The organism is Achromobacter colocynthidis (genome assembly GCF_057334535.1).
This window is the reverse complement of the sequence record NZ_JBHFIZ010000037.1, coordinates 516,242-534,783: the sequence shown is the minus strand read 5'-3', so window position 1 is coordinate 534,783 and position 18,542 is coordinate 516,242. Positions and strand designations below refer to the sequence as shown.

The following is an 18,542-nucleotide window of genomic DNA, read 5'->3' as shown; positions in this document are numbered from 1 at the left end:
GTCGCGTGCGCGGCGGGAGGCCAAGGCCACGCCGCGCGCGCAACTGCGCGCCATCATTGACGGCAACTTCGTGCCCACCCAGGTATCACGCAGCGCCATGCGCGCATGGCTCACGTTCTGGGCGGCCAGCATGCATCAACCCCGCCTGCGCAGACTGCAACGCGCCAACGACCGCCGCCTGTATTCCAACCTGTGCAGCCAATTCCTGCGCGTGATGCCGCTTGCGCAGGCGCGCGATGCCGCGCGCGGCCTTGCCGCCCTGATCGACGGCCTGTGGCTGCGGGGCAGCCTGCAGGGCGCGGACTTTGTCGGCGACAAGGCGCGCGACATTGCTTACGACTATGTGGACCTGCTGCTTGATCGCAGCCAATTCAAGGGCGAGCCGGCCTTGGGCCCGCCCTCACTTTGACAACAGGACGGATTCCCATGCCCTTGCCCATCCAGCAACTCTACATCCACGGCCGGCGCACCAACGCCATCAGCAGCAAGACCATCACCACGGTAAACCCCGCCAACGGCGCGGTGCTGGCGGAAGTGCAGGTGGCCGCCCGGCAGGACATAGACCGCGCGGTGGCCAGCGCGCAGGAAGGGCAGAAAGTATGGGCGGCGCGCACCCCCGCGCAGCGCGGGCGCGTGCTGCTGAAGGCGGCGCAGATGCTGCGCGAGCGCAATGACGAATTGGCGGAGCTGGAAACGCTGGATACCGGCAAGCCGCTGTCCGAAACCCGCATCGTCGACATCGCCACCGGCGTGGACGTCATCGAGTATTACGCGGGCCTGGCGGCGGCGGTGGAGGGCATTCAGGTGCCTCTGCGCGAATCCAGCTTTTTCTACACGCGCCGCGAACCGCTGGGCGTGATCGCGGGCATCGGCGCGTGGAACTATCCCATCCAGATTGCCATGTGGAAGTCCGCCGCGGCCTTGGCCACCGGCAACGCCATGGTGTTCAAACCCGCCGAGATCACGCCGTTGACGGCCTTGCGGCTGGCCGAGATCTACACGCAGGCGGGCGTGCCCAACGGCGTGTTCAACGTGGTACTGGGCAGCGGCCGCGAAATCGGTGACTGGCTGACGGGCCACCCTGGCGTGGCGAAAGTGTCGTTCACCGGCGGCGTGGACACCGGCAAGCAAGTCATGGGCGTGGCCGCCGCTACGCTCAAGAGCGTCACGCTGGAACTCGGCGGCAAGTCGGCGTTGATCGTGCTGCCCGATGCCTGCCTGGAGCGCGCCGCCGATATCGCGGTCATGGCCAACTTCTTCAGCTCGGGCCAGGTATGCACCAACGGCACGCGCGTGTTCGTGCATCGGTCGCACAAGGCGGCGTTTGAAGCCGCTGTGCTGGAACGGGTGGCGCGCATCCGCATCGGCGACCCTTTCGATCTCCGCACGAACTTCGGCCCGCTGGTCAGCGCGGCCCACATGGACCACGTGCTGAGCTGGATTGAAATCGGCAAGCGCGAAGGCGCCAAGCTGCTGGCGGGCGGCGTCCGCTTGATGGAAGGCGCCTTGGCCAAGGGTGCCTACGTGGCGCCCACCGTGTTCTCGGATTGCGAAGACCGCATGGAGATCGTGCAAGAGGAAATCTTCGGCCCCGTCATGAGCATCCTGGCGTTCGATACCGAAGACGAAGTCGTCCAACGCGCCAACGACAGCCGCTACGGTCTGGCGGCGGGCGTGGTCAGCCGCGATCTGGCCGCCGCGCATCGCGTTGCGCATCGCTTGCAGGCTGGCATTTGCTGGGTCAACACCTGGGGCGAATCGCCCGCGCAGATGCCGGTGGGCGGCTACAAGCAATCGGGCCTTGGCCGCGAAAACGGCATGGACGCGCTGGCCCAATACACGCAGACAAAATCCGTGCAGGTAGAACTCGGCCCGTTCGAGTCGGTGTTTTGATCGTACTGACCATTCGGCGACGGGCGCCCGCCACACCGGCGGGCACCCGATTTCTGCACGTGTTCGGGGGAAGACAATGTCCATCAAGCGCGAGTACGACTACATCATCATCGGCGCGGGATCGGCGGGCAATACGCTGGCCGCGCGACTGACCGAAGACCCAGGCACGACCGTGCTGCTGCTGGAAGCCGGGGGTCAGGATCACCGGCTGGATTTCCGCACGCAGATGCCGGCCGCGCTGGCCATGCCCTTGCAGGGCAGGCGCTACAACTGGGGCTACAAGACAGACCCGGAGCCGCATCTGAATGGCCGCCGCCTGGATTGCGGGCGCGGCAAGGGGCTGGGCGGGTCGTCGCTGATCAACGGCATGTGCTACGTGCGCGGCAACGCGCTGGACTACGACCACTGGGCGCGCATAGACGGCCTGGCGCATTGGGACTATCTGTCTTGCCTGCCGTACTTCAAGAAGGCCGAAAGCCGCGACGTCGGCGCCTGTGACTATCACGGTGGTGCGGGGCCGGTCAGCGTCACCACCCCCAAGGCCGGCAACAACCCGCTGTTTGCGGCCATGGTGGCAGCGGGCGAGCAGGCGGGGTACGCGCAAACGCCGGATATGAACGGCTATCGCCAGGAAGGCTTTGGGCCGATGGACCGCACCGTGACCCCGCGCGGCCGGCGTGCCAGCACCGCGCGCGGCTATCTGGACCAGGCGCGCGGACGCGCCAACCTGACGATCGTCACGCGCGCGTGGACCGATGTGATTCTGTTTTCCGGCAAGCGCGCCGAAAGCGTGGCCTGGGAACAGCATGGCCAGCAGCACCGCAGCTACGCGCTGCGTGAAGTGCTGTTGTGCGCGGGCGCCATCGCATCGCCGCAGATCTTGCAGCGTTCGGGCGTGGGGGCGGGCAGCATGCTGCGCGGCATGGGCATCGCCGTGCAGCATGACCTGCCCGGCGTGGGCGAGAACCTGCAAGATCACCTTGAGTTGTACGTGCAGTATGAATGCAAGCAGCCCGTGTCGCTGGCCCCATCGCTGAAGCTGCGCAATCAGGCTGCGATCGGCGCGCAGTGGTTGTTCATGGGCACGGGCATTGGCGCCAGCAATCAATTTGAAGCGGGTGGCTTCATACGCAGCCATGACGATTTCAAATGGCCGAACCTGCAATATCACTTCCTGCCGATCGCAATCAACTACAACGGGTCCAACCCCATCAAGGTGCATGGCTTTCAGATGCACGTGGGGTCGATGCGATCGCCCAGCCGTGGGCGGGTCCGCATTCGTTCGCGTTCGCCGCGCGACCATCCCAGCATCCTGTTCAACTACATGTCCGACGCGCAGGACTGGCGCGAATTCCGCGCGGCGCTGCGCATTACGCGCGAGCTGTTCGCGCAACCCGCGCTGGCGCAGTACGCCGGTCGCGAGATATCTCCCGGCGCCTCCCTCAAAAGCGATGCGGACCTGGATGCCTTCGTGCGCGCGCAAGCCGAAACCGCATATCACCCATCGTGCTCAAACAAGATGGGCGCGGCGTCCGACCCGATGGCGGTGGTGGACGGCTACGGCCGCGTGCACGGGCTGGAGGGCTTGCGCGTGATTGATGCATCGATCATGCCGGACATTGTCACGGGCAACCTGAACGCGCCGGTCATCATGATGGCCGAGAAAATCGCCGACCACCTTCGCGGCCGCACGCCGCTTGCGCGCGCGGACGTGCCTTACTACACGGCGCAAGGTCCGGTGCGTGGATAGAATGTGGGCTTGTCCCGCACGCATCGGCTGCCCTCTGTGACCCTGTACGACGTACCCGCTCCCGCCAAGCTGAATCTGTTCCTGCATGTGGTGGGCCGCCGCGCCGACGGCTACCACTTGCTGCAAACGGTCTTCCGCTTCATCGACCTGTGCGACACGCTGCATTTCGACGCGCGCGCCGATGGCGTCATCAGCCGTGCCACCGAGCTTGCCGGCGTGTCCGAAGCCGATGACCTGACCTTGCGCGCCGCGCGCGCCTTGCAGCACGCCACCGGCACACGCCAGGGCGTGCAGATCGGCCTTGAAAAACGTATTCCGCAGGGCGGTGGGCTGGGCGGTGGTTCCAGCGATGCGGCCACGGTGCTGATCGCGCTGAACAAGCTATGGAACACGGGGCTGACGCGCCGCGAGCTGATGGACCTGGCCTTGCCCTTGGGTGCCGATGTGCCGGTCTTCGTGTTCGGGCAATCGGCCTTCGCGGAAGGCGTGGGCGAAGCGCTCACCGCCGTGACGCTGCCTGATCGCGCTTATCTGGTGGCGCAGCCGGACACCAGCGTGCCGACTGTTGGAATATTTTCCGCACCCGATTTGACAAGGGATTCTTCTTACATCACAATAGCGGACTTTCTTGCTTCGCCAACTTTTTCCTTCGGGAAAAACGACTTGGAGCCGGTGGTTCACCGTCTTTATCCTGAAGTTTCCAGGGCATCGCGGTGGCTTGCAGAACAGGGTTACCCTGTACGCATGTCGGGATCAGGCGCGTGTTTATTCGCCGAATTCTCTGAACTTTCCGAAGCCGTTTTGGCGAAAGCAGAAATATCCGCTATAATGCGCGGCGCTGTTAAAACAAATAGCACATCGCATCCACGGTTTCGGTTAGTGCAGGCTTGTACTGGTTTAACTGAACATCCGTTGCGGAATTGGATTGCAAGATAGTTGGGGAGTCGCCAAGCTGGTTAAGGCACCGGATTTTGATTCCGGCATGCGAAGGTTCGAATCCTTCCTCCCCAGCCAACCGAATACATAAAAAAGCTGTTGAACACGCCTGTAAGACACTGGCCCGGGTTCAGCAGCTTTTTTATTTTCCGGATCCGCTGGTGTTTTCACCCCGCATCACTCGTTAGTGTCTTACAACGACCATCGCATCATCCATCATGGCAAACGATAGCTTCATGATCTTCACGGGCACGGCCAACACTCGGCTGGCCGTGGACGTAGTCAACCACCTCGATATGTCCCTGGGCAAGATGACCGTCGGTCGCTTCTCAGACGGCGAGGTGATGGTCGAAATCAACGAGAACGTGCGTGGCAAGGACGTCTTCGTCCTGCAACCCACCTGTGCGCCCACCAATGACAACCTGATGGAAATCATGGTCATGGTTGATGCCCTGCGCCGCGCGTCGGCCGGCCGCATCACCGCCGCGATTCCGTACTTCGGCTACGCCCGCCAAGACCGCCGCCCGCGCTCGGCGCGTGTCGCCATCTCGGCCAAGGTCGTGGCCAACATGCTGCAAGTGGCTGGCGTTGACCGCGTACTGACGATGGACCTGCACGCCGACCAGATCCAGGGTTTCTTCGACATTCCCGTGGACAACATCTACGCCGGTCCGATCTTGCTGGGCGACATCTGGCGCCGCAATTTCTCGAACCTGGTCGTGGTGTCCCCGGACATCGGCGGCGTGGTCCGTGCCCGCGCGCTGGCCAAGCAATTGGAAGCCGACCTGGCCATCATCGACAAGCGTCGTCCGCGCGCCAACGTGTCGGAAGTGATGAACATCATCGGTGAAGTCGACGGCCGTACCTGCATCATCATGGACGACATGGTCGACACCGCCGGCACGCTGTGCAAGGCGGCCCAGGCCCTGAAAGACCGCGGCGCCGGCGCCGTTTACGCTTATTGCACGCACCCCGTGCTGTCGGGCGGCGCCATTGACCGCATTGAAGCGTCGGAACTGGACGAACTGGTCGTCACCGACACCATCCCGCTCTCCGAGCAAGGCCAGGCCAGCGGCAAGATCCGCCAGTTGTCGTGCGCCGCGCTGTTGGGCGAGACCATCCTGCGTATCTCGAACGCGGAATCGGTCAGCTCGCTGTTTGTTGACTGACGCACTTCGCGTCGGCCTGCCACAGCCCACTCTTAGTTTTTGCACCTTGCTGGTCGCGGCAAGGCGCAATCAACACGGCGCGCATGTTGCGCGCCGTGCCGTTAACTGGTGAAGCCTCTTCACCTTATTTTGTTTTTGGAGTTTTCCATGAAATTCATCGCCACTGCGCGTAGCGTCCAGGGTTCGAGTGCGAGCCGCCGCCTGCGCCGCGCGGGCCGCGTTCCCGCCATTGTCTATGGTGGTACGGCTGCCCCCCTGAACATCGAACTCGACCACAACGAGATCTATCACGCCCTGCGTAAGGAAGAATTCCACGCATCGATCCTGCAAATGCAGCTCGAAGGCTCGAAGGATGAGCAAGTGTTGTTGCGTTCGGTTCAATGGCACGCCTACAAGCCGCAAGTCCTGCACGTGGACTTCCAGCGCGTGGACGCCAACCAGGCTCTGCGTACCAAGGTGCCGCTGCACTTTGTCAACGCCGAAATCTCGCCCGCTGTGAAGCTGGCCGGCGCCATCATCAGCCACGTGACGACCGAACTGGAAATCACCTGCCTGCCCAAGGCTCTGCCCCAGTTCATCGAAGTCGACCTGACCAACATCCTGGCCGGCGCTTCGATCCACCTGGCCGACATCAAGCTGCCCATGGGCGTCACCTACGTGCCCCACGGCGGTGAAGACAACCCGCTGCTGGCTGCCGCCATCGTCAAGGGCGGCGCTGCCGCTGCCGACGAAGCCGAAGAAGCTGCTCCGGCTGCCTAAGCCTTCTTGGAAAGCCTTCGGGCTTTCCTCGGCTTGTGCCCGAAACCCTGCGTGTGCATTTGCATGCGCAGGGTTTTTTGGTTTAAACACCCTCCATCATGTCTATTCCCATACGCCTTATTGTGGGATTGGGTAACCCCGGTCCTGACTACGAAACGACCCGGCACAACGCCGGCTTCTGGCTGGCCGACCATCTGGCGGACGATCTGCGCACTTCTTTCGCGCTTGAGAAATCTTTTTTCGGCATGGTCGCCAAGTCGCGGTTGGGCGCGGACAACGTGCTGCTGCTCAAGCCCATCACCTATATGAATAAATCCGGCCAGGCCGTCGGTGCCTTGGCGCGCTTCTACAAGCTGGCGCCCGAACAGGTGCTGGTGCTGCATGACGAACTCGATCTACTGCCCGGACAGGTCAAGCTCAAGCAGGGCGGTGGCCATGCGGGGCACAACGGCTTGAAGGATATTCAGGCTGTGCTGGGCAGTCCGAATTTCTGGCGGCTGCGCATCGGCATCGGCCACCCGCGCACGCTGGGCCTGGCCCAGCAGGTGGCGGACTTCGTGCTGCATCCGCCGCGCCGCGATGAACAAAAAGAAATCGACGCCGTCATCGACCGCTGCCGCGCCGTGGTGCCGGCGATGCTGGCGGGTGATTTCCCATTGGCTACGCGCCAACTGCATAGCGGCAACGTTGCGGGATGAACCACCCCGCGCAGTCCACCCCCGTCGGCGAAACCCGCTTTCGATCAGAAGTCGCGGACTTCTGGCGCTATATCCGTCACCCGCGTCCGCTGTCGCGCGTGCCGGGGCGTGTGGCGGGTAATGGGTTTCTGGCCGACTGGTGGCCGGGCATCCGCCCTGGGCGCCTCTTGGCCTGGGCAGGGCTGCTGTGGGCGCTGAATCTTTTTGCGCTGGGTCCGCTGGCCGTGATGGCCGCCGGCCTGGGCGGCGCAACTCACCGTATCGACCCGGCCAACCTGCCGTGGCTCACGGCGATTATCTGGGCGCCGCTGGTTGAAGAAATGCTGTTCCGCTATGGCCTGCGCCGGCCGTTGCAGGTGCTGTGGCTGGTGCCTGCGTTGATGCCCGTGGTCTTGTATGGCCCGCAACTGTGGACGGGGCTGCTGCTGGCGGCTTTTATGTTGCTGGCCTGCTGGGGCGTGCGTCCGCGCGAGGGGATGCTGACGGGCTGGGACACGACGTGGCGGCGCTACTACCTGAAGCATTTCGGCCTGGTGTTCCATCTGGTCGCGCTGACGTTTGCCGCGGTCCATCTGACCAACTTCGTCTATAGCAAGACACCGTACTGGTTGATGCCGCTGCTGGTGCTGCCGCAATGGCTGACGGGGCTGGTGCTGGGCTGGATGCGCGTGCGACGCGGCATCGGCGCGGCCATCCTGCTGCACGCCACGTTCAACGCCGGCCCCATTTTGATGATCTGGGCCGTCATGCGTTGGGCGCCGTCTATCGTCAAATAGCGGGGCCGTATCGACGGCCCTGACGAAACTGCCCCGGGGCGCACCCGGGGTAAACTAGAACGTTAACGATCAATACCGTACTTACACAGGATTCCCATGGCTCTGCAATGCGGCATCGTCGGCCTGCCCAACGTTGGCAAATCGACTCTCTTCAATGCTCTGACCCGCGCCGGCATCGCCGCCGAGAACTATCCGTTCTGCACCATCGAACCCAACGTCGGTGTGGTCGAAGTGCCGGATCCGCGTCTGCAAAAGCTGGCTGAAATCGTCAAGCCCGAGCGCATCCTGTCCGCCACCGTCGAATTCGTGGACATCGCGGGCCTGGTCGCCGGCGCAAGCAAGGGCGAAGGCCTGGGCAACCAGTTCCTGTCGCACATCCGCGAAACCGACGCCATCGTCAACGTCGTGCGCTGCTTCGAAGACCCCAACGTGATTCACGTGGCCGGCAAGATCGACCCCATCGCCGACATCGAAGTCATCGAAACCGAACTGGCGCTGGCCGACATGCAAACCGCTGAAAAAGCGCTGCAGCGTCATCAGAAGACCGCGCGTTCCGGCGACAAGGAATCGCAGCGCATCGTGGCCGTGCTGGAAAAGTGCGTGGCCCAGTTGAACGAAGCCAAGCCCATCCGCGCGCTGGACCTCAGCCCGGAAGAACACGCCGACATCGCCCAACTGTGCTTCATCACCGCCAAGCGCGCGATGTACGTGGGCAACGTGGCCGACGACGGCTTCACCAACAACCCGCTGCTTGACCGCCTGACCGAATTCGCCGCCGCGCGCAACGCGCCGGTCGTCGCCATCTGCGCCGCCATCGAATCCGAAATCGTCGACCTGGAAGACGCTGACCGCCAGGCCTTCCTGTCCGACATGGGCATGGAAGAGCCGGGCCTGAACCGCCTGATCCGCGCCGCCTTCAAGCTGCTGGGCCTGCAAACCTACTTCACCGCAGGCGTGAAGGAAGTGCGCGCCTGGACGGTGCCCATCGGCGCCACCGCCCCGCAAGCCGCCGGCGTGATCCACACCGACTTCGAACGCGGCTTCATCCGCGCGCAAACGATCGCGTACGAAGACTTCATCACGTACAAGGGCGAGCAAGGCGCCAAGGAAGCCGGCAAGATGCGCGCCGAAGGCAAGGAATACATCGTGCAGGATGGGGACGTGATGAATTTCTTGTTTAACGTCTGAGTTTCCCCGGACCTCGCGAGCGTTCCTATTGTTTATCGAGGTCTGAAGGATTCAGGGGTGGGTTGGGGGTAGTCGTGTTCAACCGCGGGGTGTTTTTTCCGTAGTCATGGATGGAAAGCTGATGGCCGCCGCCAAACCCGCCTCCCTCACTTCAGCTCCTCAAGGCTACGCTGACTGGCTGATCGACCTGAAAGGGCGCATCCACAGTGCGCAGCAGCGTGCGACGCTGGCGGTTAATCGGGAACTGGTCTGGCTGTATTGGCAGATCGGTCGCGACATTCTTGCACGACAAGCCGAGCAGGGTTGGGGTGCCAAGGTGATCGACCGGCTGGCGCATGACCTGCGTGCCGCCTTCCCGGATATGAAAGGCTTTTCGCCACGCAACCTTAAGTACATGCGGGCGTTTGCCGAGGCTTGGCCGGATGCCGAGATTGTGCAGCAGGCTGCTGCACAATTGCCCTGGGGGCATAACTTAGTGCTACTGGATCGGCTTAAACAGCCAGCGGAGCGTCGGGCTTATGCCCGCGCCGCCATTGAACATGGCTGGTCGCGCAACGTGCTGAACATCCACATCGAAACCCGCTTGTTGGAACGCAGGGGCAACGCTGTTACCAACTTTGAACAGCGTCTGCCTGCACCGCAGTCCGATCTGGCCATTGAGTCGCTGAAAGATCCCTACCGCTTTGACTTCCTCGGCCTGGGCGAAGAGGCACAGGAACGCGAGATCGAAAACGCGCTTGTGCAGCACGTTACCGACTTTCTGCTTGAACTAGGCGCTGGCTTTGCATTTGTCGGCCGGGAACTCGCCACATCATCCCCCCGCCTTATCCCCCGCCGCCCTTAGAAAATTCGCCTCCAGCACGCTCAGCACCCGGTTCAGCGTATCCACGTCCGCCGCTGACAACCCCTTCAACGCCTCTTCAAAAAACGCCGCCCGTTTAGGCAGCGCTTCATTCACCACGGCCTGTCCGGCCGCCGTCAGCGTGGCATTCGTCAGCCGGTTGTCCTGAGCATCCACGGCACGCGCTATCCAGCCCATTTTCTCCATCGCTTGCAATTGCCGGGTCAATGATGCGGGATCCAGCCGGCAACGCTCAGCTAGGTGCTTCTGCGAACACTGCCCGTTTTCATGCAGCGCCAGCAGGATGCGCCAGCGGGGCAGGGCGTGGCCCACCTTGCTGCTGAATGCGCTTTGCATGACGCGGTACGTCTGCCCCATGTGCTGGATGACTTGCAGGCCTTGTTGTTGTCTGGGCAAAAGCTATTCTCCGACGCCGGCGGGCTCCGCCTTGCTTGGGCGGGCCAATTGCACCAGCGGCACGCGCCGCACGCACCATAGCGCGAAGATGGCGACGGCCAGCGCGATGAGCTGGCCTTCATGGATGGCGCCCACCAGCGCGACTCGCGCAATCTCGATCAGCGACGTACCGTCCTGGCCTTGATGCGCCAATTGTGCCAGGAACTGGGTCTGCGCCGCCGGGTTGACCAGCATCTGCGGGTCATTCAGTTCGGGCAGCCATTGCGCCGACGCGCCGTTCAGCGTGGACTCGACGCCGCTGAAGTAGCTATGGCTGACCATGGTGCCGACGACCGCCGTGCCCAGCATGCCGCCGATCATGCGCAGCGATTGCAGCAGCGCCGTGGCGATACCCAGGTGCGTGCGGCCCGCGGTTTGCTGCGCGAAAACGGTCAGGTTGGGCATGATGAAACCCATGCCCAGCCCGGCCATCATCATGTAGGCGGCAATCAAGATATGCGACGTGGTGTTGTGGGTGGTGACGATGCCCAGGCACGACAGCGCCATCAGCAGAAAGCCTGCATAGAGCATGCGGTTGGGGTTGCGGATACGGGTGATGATGCGGCCGTTGATGATGCTGCCCACGGTAATGAACACAACCATGGGCGTGATCAGCATGCCGGCGTCCTGCGGCGACAGGCCAAAGCCGCCTTGCAGCAGCAGGGGCGCATAGAACAGCAGCGAATACATGGTCACGCCCACCAGCAGCGCCAGCGTGAACAGCGTGGCCAGGCCGCGGTTGCGGAACATGTCCAGCGGCAAGAGCGGATGCGGGCAGCGCTTTTCCCACCAGATCAGCAGCACGAACGAGGCGATGCTACCCAGGCCCAGCAGCACGATGGGGCCGCGTATTCCTTCCTTGGGCAGCAGTTCCACCAGCAGTTGCAGGCTGCCCAGCGCCAGCGCGACCAGCAGGGCGCCTTGCCAGTCCAGGCGCACCTTGCCGGACGTGTGGTTGCGCAGGTGCGGCAGATAGCGCGCCACGAACCACAGGCCCAGGATGCCGATGGGCAGGTTCACGTAGAACACGGACCGCCAGCCATAGTGCTCGGTCAGCGCGCCGCCCAGGGTGGGGCCGACGGCGTTGGCAATGCCGAAGGCCGAACTCAGCATCACTTGCCAGCGCAAGCGCACGTGCGGGTCCGGGAAAAGGTCGGGGATGGAGGCGAACGCGGTGCCCACCAGCATGCCGCCGCCGATGCCTTGCAGGGCCCGCGCCAGCACCAGCGACAGCATGCTGTCGGCCGCGCCGCACAGGGCCGAGGCCAGGGTAAAGAGGATGATGGCGGCCACCACGAAGGGCTTGCGCCCGTAGTAGTCGCCCAGGCGGCCGAAGATCGGCACAGTGATGACCGATGTCAGCAGATAGGACGTGGCGACCCAGGCGTACAGTTCAAAGCCCTTGAGCTCGGCCACGATGGTGGGCAGCGCGGTGCCCACGACCGTCTGGTCGATGGCGACCATCATCATGACAAAGCACATGCCCAGCATGGCCAGCAGCGTTTGCCGGAAGGGCAGCACCTGGCCGGGCGAATGTGGGGTACTTGGGGTGGGGGCGGGCATTGTTGGATGCATCAACGATTGATGGATCAATTATTCTAGTCCTACAATCCGCAAACAGAAAATCGTCAGCTCTGCGGGCTGGAATGGACGACATCGCAGCGCTTTGGGCTTGCAAGCAGGCGCGTTTTTGGTGTCATGGTCTGACAATGCCGCGCGAAGCCGGTCTGATTTGTTACGATAGCGAAATCTGCACGCTGGTCATGCTGGCGTCTTCAGCAGTCCTTCCTTGGTAGACCCTTCCTCCCTACGCCGCGGCCACAAGCTTTCGGCAGGAGCGGGGGCTCGTCCTGAAGGCAGACCGTTCCAGGCAGACAGTTCCATCCGGCGCGCGGTTTTTCCGCCGCTACAGCACCATCCTCGCGCGTCGCGCGGTGGGCGGCATCCAAGAATTTCCAGTCGAGGTACCGACGGGGCAGCAATGAAAACGTGGTTCAAGCGCATTTTGATAGGCCTGGTAGTGTTGGTTGTCGTGGCCGTCGTTGGCCTGGCCATCTTCTTGCTGACATTCGACCCCAACGCGTACAAGTACAAGCTGGAAGAGCTTGTTCAGGAACGCTATCACCGCACCCTCACGATCGACGGCGAGATCGAGCTATCGCTCTTTCCTCGTATCGGTTTGTCCGTGCAGGGCGTGTCGCTGTCCGAGCCCAATAGCCCGGACACCTTCGCTTCCATCGAAAGCACGCGCCTGGCGGTTGCCGTCTGGCCGTTGCTGTCCAACAGCTTCGTGGTGGACCACGTGGCCATCAGCGGCCTGAAGGCGCGCGTGGTGCGCGACAAGGACGGCCAGTTCAACTTCAGCAATCTGGTGGGGGGCACGCCGGGCGTCACGGCCACGCCGTCCAACCCGGCCGAAGCGCTGGTTGGCGCGGCCCAGACCGCGGCCCAGGTCATCACCAGCGGCACCTTGCCGGCCACGCGCAACAACATGCAGATCGACATTGCCGGCCTGGACCTGAAGGACGGCGAAGTGTTGTTGCAGGACGCTATCTCGGGCATGGCCGTGGCGGTGACGAAGATCAACGCCAACACGGGCCGCGTCACGTTCAACCAGCCTTTCGATGTGCGCATGACGGCCCGCGTGGAAGGCGGCAACCCGCGCGTGGACGCCAACCTGACGGGGCAGGCCCTGTTGACGCTGGACCCGTCGGCCAAGCGCTATGCGGCCCAAAAGCTGGACCTGCGCCTGGACGGCAAGCTGCCCGGCGCCGAGGCCAAGAGCCTGGCCATGCGCGGCAACCTGGCCTTCAACGGACAGAAGTCGTCGCTGGACATCGCCGGCCTGGAAGTGGTGTTCCAGGGCGACATCACGGACCCGGCCGCGCGCGCCACCAATGTGGAAGCCAGCGTGGCCATGCCCAAGCTGGCCATCGACCCCCACAAGAGCCAGTTGCAGATTGAAAAGCTGGCCGTGCGCGCCAAGGGCGGGTCCGACGACGGCCCCTTTGAAGTCGCGGTGGACGCGCCCGCGTTGAACATTTCGCCGACCTCGGCCACGGGCGAAGCCCTGACCGGGCGCGTGCGCCTCAGTGGCCTGGACGCCAGCTTCGGCTTGAACGGTATCAGTGGCAATGCCGCCGAGCTGGACATCAAGGAAGCCAAGGTGGACAGCACGTCCAAGAACGGCGAGCGCGTCGTGAAGCTGAACTTCGCGTCGCCGCTGACCCTGAACTTGTGGCAGCGCACCGGTGGCCTGTCGGCGCTGCGGGGCGATGTCAACATCACCGACCCTGGCCTGCCCAAGGGCAGCCTGCAGATTCCAGTCATCGGCAGCGTGAACGTGGACCTGCTGAAAGACCAGGCCAGCAGCAAGATCAACGCCGTGCTGGAAGGCGGCAAGTTCGATCTGAGCGCCGACATCACCAAGCTGTCTGAAACGCCGATGGTGAAGTTCGCATTGGTGGTGGACACGCTGGACCTGGACAAGCTGGCGCCGCCCGTGGTGGCGGCCCCGGCCAAGCCGCCCGCTGACGGCAAGAAAGACGAATCCAAGCCCGCCACGCCCGCGGCCCCGGCCGCGCCGGTGGATGACACCATCGACCTGTCCGCGCTGGTGGGGCCTAGCGTCAACGGCACCCTGAAGGTGGGCAAGCTGGTGGTGCGCGGCCTGAAAGCCGACGAGGTGTCGGCCGTGGTCAAGCTGGACAAGGGCAAGCTTGAAATCTCCAGCCTCACGGCCGGCCTGTATGGCGGCAAGCTGGCGGGCGCGTTGTCGGTGGACGCCGCGCAAGGCAATCAACTGGCCACCAAGATGTCCTTGGCCGGTATCGCCATCGAGCCGTTGCTGATGGACCTGGTCAAGCGCAACATGCTTAGCGGCACGGGCAGCCTGGCGCTGGACTTGAAGACCGCCGGCGCCAATGTCTACGCCATGAAGAACGCCTTGGGCGGCAGCCTGCAAGTGCGTTTGCGTGATGGCGCGGTCAAGGGCATCGACCTGACGCAGACGCTGCGCGAGCTGAAGGCGGCGTTCAAGCCGGAATCGCAGAACGAGACCGTGCCGGCCGACGGCAGCAAGCAGACCGAATTCTCGGAAATGGACGCAGACCTGGCCTTCACCAAGGGCGTGGCGGCGGTGAAGCGGCTGAACATCGTGTCGCCGTTGTTGCGCGTCACGCAGGGCGATCCGGCCAGCATCGATTTCGTGAAGAGCGAGCTGAATCTGGTGGCGCGCGCGCGGGTGGTCAACCCGGCCGCCGCCCCGGAAGGCCAGGAATTGATCGACCTGAAAGACGTGACCATTCCCGTGCATGTACAGGGTCCGTTCGACAAGCCCACCTACACCGTGCTGTGGAAAGACGCCATTGGCGGCATCCTCAAGCGCAGCCTGGAGAACAAGCTGCGCGAGGCCGTGACGGGCAAGGGCAAGAACGGCGCCGTCGTGGACCAGGCCTTGAAGGGATTGCTAGGCAAATGAGCACCGATACGTTCCAGCCCATCGCGCAATGCGGCACCACCACGCAGCCCAATGCGGCGGCTTATCACCGTCAATGGCTCATTGCCAATGATTCCGGCCAATGGCTGAATCGCGAGCTGTGTCCCAAGCTTGCCGACGTGTCGGTGGAGTTGCGGCTGGGCTATCTGGTGCTGAAAGCGCCCGGCATGCTGCGCATGGATATTCCGCTGGACGTCATCGAAGACGACGACAGCGTGCGCTACAGCATGAATGTGGGCGATCAGACGATTGACGTGATCGACGAAGGCGAACTGGCCGCGGCCTGGATCTCGAACTTCGTGCAGGTGCCCTGCCGCATCATGAAGGTGCACCCGGACACGCCGGTCACGGCCTGGCCGGCCTGACATACTGGCCGGCGTGACAAATCGCCGCGCCGGCAGGGCTCGCCAGTGCCAACGCTGGCGCTATAGGGCCTAGGCGCGGCGCTTGAACTCGAATGCCGCGTGGGCCAGCAGGCCCGCCACCAGGCCCCAGAAGGCCGACCCGATACCCCAGAAACTGAAGCCGGACGCCGTTGCCAACAAGGTGATGAGCGCGGCTTCGCGCCGTTGCGGGTTGACCATGGCGGCGGACATGCCGCCCATGATCGTGCCCAGCAACGCCAGGCCCGCCAGCGCAGCCAGCAGGGCGGCGGGTAAAGCCTGGAAGAAGACGGCCACGGCCCCCGCCACCAGGCTCAGGGCCACGTAGCCCAAGCCGTAGGTCGCGGCGGCGATGTAGCGCTTGCCAGGGTCGGGATGAGCTTCGGGGCCGGTGCAGATGGCGGCGCTGATGGCGCCCATGGTGACGCTGTGTGCGCCAAAGGGCGCGGCCAACAGGCCCAGCAAGCCCGTGGCGGCCACGATGCGCGACGCCGGGGGGCGATAGCCGGCCGCTTGCAGGATCGCCAGGCCGGGCAGGTTCTGCGACGCCATGGCCACCACGAAGAGCGGAATGCCCAGGCTGACCACCGCCTGCATGCTGAATTCGGGCGTGGTCCAGACGAATTCCGTCAGGCGCCAGTCCAGCAAATCCAGCCGGATCATGTCCAGCGCGAACGCCAGGGCAATGGCCACCACCATCACCAGCAGCACCGCGTAACGCGGCGCCCAGCGCCGGCACAACAAATAGGTGGCGCACATGGCCAGCACCAGGCCCGGTTGCAGGGCGACGTTGCTGAAGATGCCCATGCCGAAATTGAGCAGCACGCCGGCCAGCATGGCGGCGGCGATTTCGCCGGGAATACGGCGCAGGATGGGGTCGATCCAGCCAAACAGGCCACAGGCCAGCGTCAGGCCGGCGGCCAGCATGTAGGCGCCGATGGCTTCGTTGAACGGGACGCCCACCAGCGCGGTCACCAGCAGCGCGGCGCCGGGCGTGGACCACGCCATGACAATCGGCAGCCCCGTGCGCAGGCTGTAGAACGCACCGCCGAATCCGAAGGCCAGGCTCAGCGAGCCGATCCACGAACCGATGCGGGCCGGGTCCAGCCCTGCCGCGTGGCCCGCCTGCACCATCAGCACGGCGGTGCCGCCAAAGCTGACCAGCACGGCGACCACGCCCGCGGCGATGGCCGATGCGGACACATCGCGGCGCGCGTGGTGGGAATTCGAGGGAAGGGGGATGCTGCGTTGCGTGGCGTCGCTCATGCGGCACCGGTCAGGCGGCGATACTTGGCCATGAGCTGTTCCTGGCCTTCGTTCCACTGGGGGTGCAGTTCAATGCACTCCACCGGGCACACCACCTTGCACTGGGGTTCGTCGTGATGGCCGACGCACTCGGTGCATTTGTCGGGGTCGATGACGTAATAGTCATCACCCATGGAGATCGCGTCGTTCGGGCACTGAGGCTCGCAAACGTCGCAATTGATGCATTCTTCGGTGATGAGCAAGGCCATGGTGGGCAGCGGTGTAAAGCCGAGGGCGGCTGCCATTGTACTGCCGGGCCGCAAAGCGCAAGAAGGGCGCAAGATGCGCCCTTCGGGATGGTGCAGCGCAGGCGGATCAGCCCGGCCAGGATTGCTCGCGGCGCTCCTTGGCTTTTTCCTGCAACCAGCGTTCCACCGACGGGAACACGAACTTGCTGACGTCGCCGCCCAGCTGGGCGATTTCGCGCACGATGGTGCCCGAAATGAACTGGTATTGGTCCGACGGCGTCATGAATAGCGTTTCCACGTCGGGCAACAGATGGCGATTCATGCCGGCCATCTGGAATTCGTATTCGAAGTCGGACACGGCGCGCAGGCCGCGCACGATGACGCGCCCGTTCTGGTCGCGCACAAAGTCCTTCAACAGGCCGCCAAAGCTTTGCACTTCCACGTTGGGATAGTGGCCCAGCACTTCGCGCGCGATTTCAACGCGCTCGTCGATGCTGAAGAAAGGCTTCTTGTTGCGGCTATGGGCAATGCCCACCACGACCTTGTCGAAGAGCGTGGCCGCACGGCGGACCAAGTCTTCGTGGCCCCGGGTCAGCGGGTCGAAAGTGCCGGGATATACAGCGATGATCATGCGAGCTCCGTACCGTTATTAGTGGTGTACACCATCCTCCGAAGCTCGGATTATTGATCTATTTCCGCAATGCAGCAAATTCCAGCAGGTGGTAGTGGACCGCGCCTGCCTTGTCCTGCCGCAAGATCTGGAATCCTTCGGGGGCTTCGATGGGGGCTTCCGCCTCGACGTAGACCAGCCCATGCTCGTTCAGAATGCCCGGCAGAATGGGCCAGAGCCGCGCCAGCCAACCCTGTCCGAAGGGCGGGTCCAAAAGGATGAGGTCAAAGCGGGACGCATCCATGCGCTCGGCAACCTGCATGGCGTCGCCCACTTGGATGCGTATCATGTCGGCTTTGAGCTTGTCGCGCAGTGTCCGCAGCGCGGACGCGGCGGTCTTGTCCCGCTCGACCATCTGCACATGCGCCACACCGCGAGAGGCAGCTTCAAAGCCCAGCGCGCCACTGCCGGCAAACAGGTCCAGCACCTGCTTGTCGGCGAACTCGCCGGCCCAAAGATGATTCAACCAGTTGAACAGCGTTTCGCGAACCCGGTCGGGCGTGGGGCGCAGCGTCTCCACGTCGGGAACGGCGATGGGGGTGCGCCTGTATTGGCCCCCGACGATACGAATATACTTGTTACCCATGTTTAGCCGCTTCTTCAAGAAAAAATCCCCTCCGCCCGCCGCACCGGCTCAGCCCGTGCCGCCGCCGGAGGTCGTGGACGCCGCCGTCGCGCCCACGGAGCCCGCCGCCGCGCCGGTGATTCCGCCGCCCGCGCCGCGTCCCGAGGTGGTCGCGCCGGTGTCCGCACCCGCTCCCGCCCCGGCCGTTGATCCTGTCGCCGCACCGGTTTCGCCTGCAATTGCACCGCCGGTGTCGCCTGCCGCGCCGACCGTGGCGCCGGCTGCTGCACCGATCGCTGCACCGACGGTGTCGACGCCGGTTGCCGCGCCGACTCTGACGCGGACCGCTGCACCGACTTTGACGCGAACCGCCGCGCCGCCCCATACGACGCCGGTTGCGGCGCCCGCGCCGGTGGTGTCACCGGCACCCGCCGCGCCACCCGCGCCGGCCATTGAGCCGGTCCGCG

18 protein-coding genes, 1 tRNA gene and 1 pseudogene are annotated in these 18,542 nt (G+C 64.0%); 13 read left to right on the top strand and 7 right to left on the bottom strand.

Annotated elements, in window-relative coordinates; all coding sequences use genetic code 11:
• The 11 genes and pseudogenes from betI to ACE04A_RS22135 all read left to right on the top strand — a co-directional run.
• Positions 1-409, top strand: a 409-nt coding sequence (betI, locus tag ACE04A_RS22185) for a transcriptional regulator BetI (RefSeq protein ID WP_485820528.1), incomplete at its 5' end; no start/stop codon positions are given.
• 17 nt (positions 410-426) lie between these two features.
• Complete coding sequence (betB, locus tag ACE04A_RS22180; protein WP_485820527.1) at positions 427-1,893, top strand: betaine-aldehyde dehydrogenase; 1,467 nt, start codon at positions 427-429, stop codon at positions 1,891-1,893.
• 76 nt (positions 1,894-1,969) lie between these two features.
• Entirely contained in the window at positions 1,970-3,643 is a 1,674-nt protein-coding gene (gene betA, locus ACE04A_RS22175) for a choline dehydrogenase (protein ID WP_448716435.1), read from the top strand.
• A gap of 36 nt (positions 3,644-3,679) precedes the next feature.
• Complete coding sequence (gene ispE / locus ACE04A_RS22170) at positions 3,680-4,579, top strand: 4-(cytidine 5'-diphospho)-2-C-methyl-D-erythritol kinase (RefSeq protein ID WP_100857596.1); 900 nt, start codon at positions 3,680-3,682, stop codon at positions 4,577-4,579.
• A gap of 1 nt (position 4,580) precedes the next feature.
• Positions 4,581-4,657, top strand: a tRNA-Gln gene (locus ACE04A_RS22165).
• Positions 4,658-4,797: 140 nt separating this feature from the next.
• Positions 4,798-5,748: a ribose-phosphate pyrophosphokinase gene (locus tag ACE04A_RS22160; RefSeq protein ID WP_006227587.1), complete on the top strand. Its 951-nt coding sequence runs from the start codon at positions 4,798-4,800 to the stop codon at positions 5,746-5,748.
• 147 nt (positions 5,749-5,895) lie between these two features.
• Entirely contained in the window at positions 5,896-6,507 is a 612-nt protein-coding gene (locus ACE04A_RS22155) for a 50S ribosomal protein L25/general stress protein Ctc (RefSeq protein WP_046805051.1), read from the top strand.
• 98 nt (positions 6,508-6,605) lie between these two features.
• Complete coding sequence (pth, locus tag ACE04A_RS22150; protein WP_050448047.1) at positions 6,606-7,205, top strand: aminoacyl-tRNA hydrolase; 600 nt, start codon at positions 6,606-6,608, stop codon at positions 7,203-7,205.
• On the top strand, positions 7,202-7,981 hold the full coding sequence (locus tag ACE04A_RS22145) for a CPBP family glutamic-type intramembrane protease (protein WP_448716433.1): 780 nt from the start codon (positions 7,202-7,204) through the stop codon (positions 7,979-7,981). Before pth ends, ACE04A_RS22145 begins: the two co-directional genes overlap by 4 nt.
• A gap of 96 nt (positions 7,982-8,077) precedes the next feature.
• Positions 8,078-9,169, top strand: a complete 1,092-nt coding sequence (ychF, locus tag ACE04A_RS22140) for a redox-regulated ATPase YchF (protein ID WP_259250236.1) — start codon at positions 8,078-8,080, stop codon at positions 9,167-9,169.
• A gap of 121 nt (positions 9,170-9,290) precedes the next feature.
• A pseudogene (locus ACE04A_RS22135) lies at positions 9,291-9,974 on the top strand (PDDEXK nuclease domain-containing protein); the annotation flags it as partial.
• A gap of 6 nt (positions 9,975-9,980) precedes the next feature.
• Here ACE04A_RS22135 and ACE04A_RS22130 read toward each other — a convergent pair.
• Together ACE04A_RS22130 and ACE04A_RS22125 are read right to left on the bottom strand one after the other, a co-directional pair.
• Positions 9,981-10,427 (bottom strand): MarR family winged helix-turn-helix transcriptional regulator, encoded by a 447-nt coding sequence (locus ACE04A_RS22130; RefSeq protein WP_279995784.1) that lies wholly within the window; start codon positions 10,425-10,427, stop codon positions 9,981-9,983.
• A gap of 3 nt (positions 10,428-10,430) precedes the next feature.
• On the bottom strand, positions 10,431-12,029 hold the full coding sequence (locus ACE04A_RS22125; protein WP_485820526.1) for an MDR family MFS transporter: 1,599 nt from the start codon (positions 12,027-12,029) through the stop codon (positions 10,431-10,433).
• 418 nt (positions 12,030-12,447) lie between these two features.
• On the opposite strand from ACE04A_RS22125, the gene ACE04A_RS22120 reads away from it, so the two are divergent.
• Together ACE04A_RS22120 and ACE04A_RS22115 are read left to right on the top strand one after the other, a co-directional pair.
• On the top strand, positions 12,448-14,946 hold the full coding sequence (locus tag ACE04A_RS22120) for an AsmA family protein (protein WP_259250231.1): 2,499 nt from the start codon (positions 12,448-12,450) through the stop codon (positions 14,944-14,946).
• Positions 14,943-15,329, top strand: coding sequence for an MOSC N-terminal beta barrel domain-containing protein (locus tag ACE04A_RS22115; RefSeq protein ID WP_100854473.1), 387 nt, complete (start codon positions 14,943-14,945; stop codon positions 15,327-15,329). Before ACE04A_RS22120 ends, ACE04A_RS22115 begins: the two co-directional genes overlap by 4 nt.
• A 69-nt stretch (positions 15,330-15,398) precedes the next feature.
• Here the strand turns inward: ACE04A_RS22115 and ACE04A_RS22110 are convergent, their stop codons facing one another.
• The 5 genes from ACE04A_RS22110 to ACE04A_RS22090 all read right to left on the bottom strand — a co-directional run bounded on the left by ACE04A_RS22110 (position 15,399) and on the right by ACE04A_RS22090 (position 18,528).
• Positions 15,399-16,613 (bottom strand): benzoate/H(+) symporter BenE family transporter, encoded by a 1,215-nt coding sequence (locus tag ACE04A_RS22110; RefSeq protein WP_259250228.1) that lies wholly within the window; start codon positions 16,611-16,613, stop codon positions 15,399-15,401.
• Positions 16,610-16,861: a YfhL family 4Fe-4S dicluster ferredoxin gene (locus ACE04A_RS22105; protein WP_006221659.1), complete on the bottom strand. Its 252-nt coding sequence runs from the start codon at positions 16,859-16,861 to the stop codon at positions 16,610-16,612. Before ACE04A_RS22105 ends, ACE04A_RS22110 begins: the two co-directional genes overlap by 4 nt.
• A gap of 106 nt (positions 16,862-16,967) precedes the next feature.
• The gene (gene coaD, locus ACE04A_RS22100) at positions 16,968-17,471 is read right to left on the bottom strand and encodes a pantetheine-phosphate adenylyltransferase (RefSeq protein WP_046807920.1); all 504 of its coding nucleotides are present in this window, start codon (positions 17,469-17,471) and stop codon (positions 16,968-16,970) included.
• A gap of 58 nt (positions 17,472-17,529) precedes the next feature.
• Positions 17,530-18,096, bottom strand: a complete 567-nt coding sequence (rsmD, locus tag ACE04A_RS22095; protein WP_448716429.1) for a 16S rRNA (guanine(966)-N(2))-methyltransferase RsmD — start codon at positions 18,094-18,096, stop codon at positions 17,530-17,532.
• Between the two features lie 48 nt (positions 18,097-18,144).
• A complete protein-coding gene (locus ACE04A_RS22090) occupies positions 18,145-18,528 on the bottom strand; it encodes a hypothetical protein (protein ID WP_485820598.1) in 384 nt (127 codons plus the stop codon).
• Between the last annotated feature and the right edge of the window lie 14 nt (positions 18,529-18,542).

Excerpts from the sequence above, each read along its gene's own strand:
- betB (WP_485820527.1), top strand. The coding sequence starts at position 427 with ATGCCCTTGCCCATCCAGCAACTCTACATCCACGGCCGGCGCACCAAC.
- betA (WP_448716435.1), top strand. The coding sequence starts at position 1,970 with ATGTCCATCAAGCGCGAGTACGACTACATCATCATCGGCGCGGGATCG.
- ACE04A_RS22160 (WP_006227587.1), top strand. The coding sequence starts at position 4,798 with ATGGCAAACGATAGCTTCATGATCTTCACGGGCACGGCCAACACTCGG.
- ACE04A_RS22155 (WP_046805051.1), top strand. The coding sequence starts at position 5,896 with ATGAAATTCATCGCCACTGCGCGTAGCGTCCAGGGTTCGAGTGCGAGC.
- pth (WP_050448047.1), top strand. The coding sequence starts at position 6,606 with ATGTCTATTCCCATACGCCTTATTGTGGGATTGGGTAACCCCGGTCCT.
- ACE04A_RS22145 (WP_448716433.1), top strand. The coding sequence starts at position 7,202 with ATGAACCACCCCGCGCAGTCCACCCCCGTCGGCGAAACCCGCTTTCGA.
- ychF (WP_259250236.1), top strand. The coding sequence starts at position 8,078 with ATGGCTCTGCAATGCGGCATCGTCGGCCTGCCCAACGTTGGCAAATCG.
- ACE04A_RS22125 (WP_485820526.1), bottom strand. The coding sequence starts at position 12,029 with ATGCCCGCCCCCACCCCAAGTACCCCACATTCGCCCGGCCAGGTGCTG.
- ACE04A_RS22120 (WP_259250231.1), top strand. The coding sequence starts at position 12,448 with ATGAAAACGTGGTTCAAGCGCATTTTGATAGGCCTGGTAGTGTTGGTT.
- ACE04A_RS22115 (WP_100854473.1), top strand. The coding sequence starts at position 14,943 with ATGAGCACCGATACGTTCCAGCCCATCGCGCAATGCGGCACCACCACG.
- ACE04A_RS22110 (WP_259250228.1), bottom strand. The coding sequence starts at position 16,613 with ATGAGCGACGCCACGCAACGCAGCATCCCCCTTCCCTCGAATTCCCAC.
- ACE04A_RS22105 (WP_006221659.1), bottom strand. The coding sequence starts at position 16,861 with ATGGCCTTGCTCATCACCGAAGAATGCATCAATTGCGACGTTTGCGAG.
- coaD (WP_046807920.1), bottom strand. The coding sequence starts at position 17,471 with ATGATCATCGCTGTATATCCCGGCACTTTCGACCCGCTGACCCGGGGC.
- rsmD (WP_448716429.1), bottom strand. The coding sequence starts at position 18,096 with ATGGGTAACAAGTATATTCGTATCGTCGGGGGCCAATACAGGCGCACC.
- ACE04A_RS22090 (WP_485820598.1), bottom strand. The coding sequence starts at position 18,528 with ATGGCCGGCGCGGGTGGCGCGGCGGGTGCCGGTGACACCACCGGCGCG.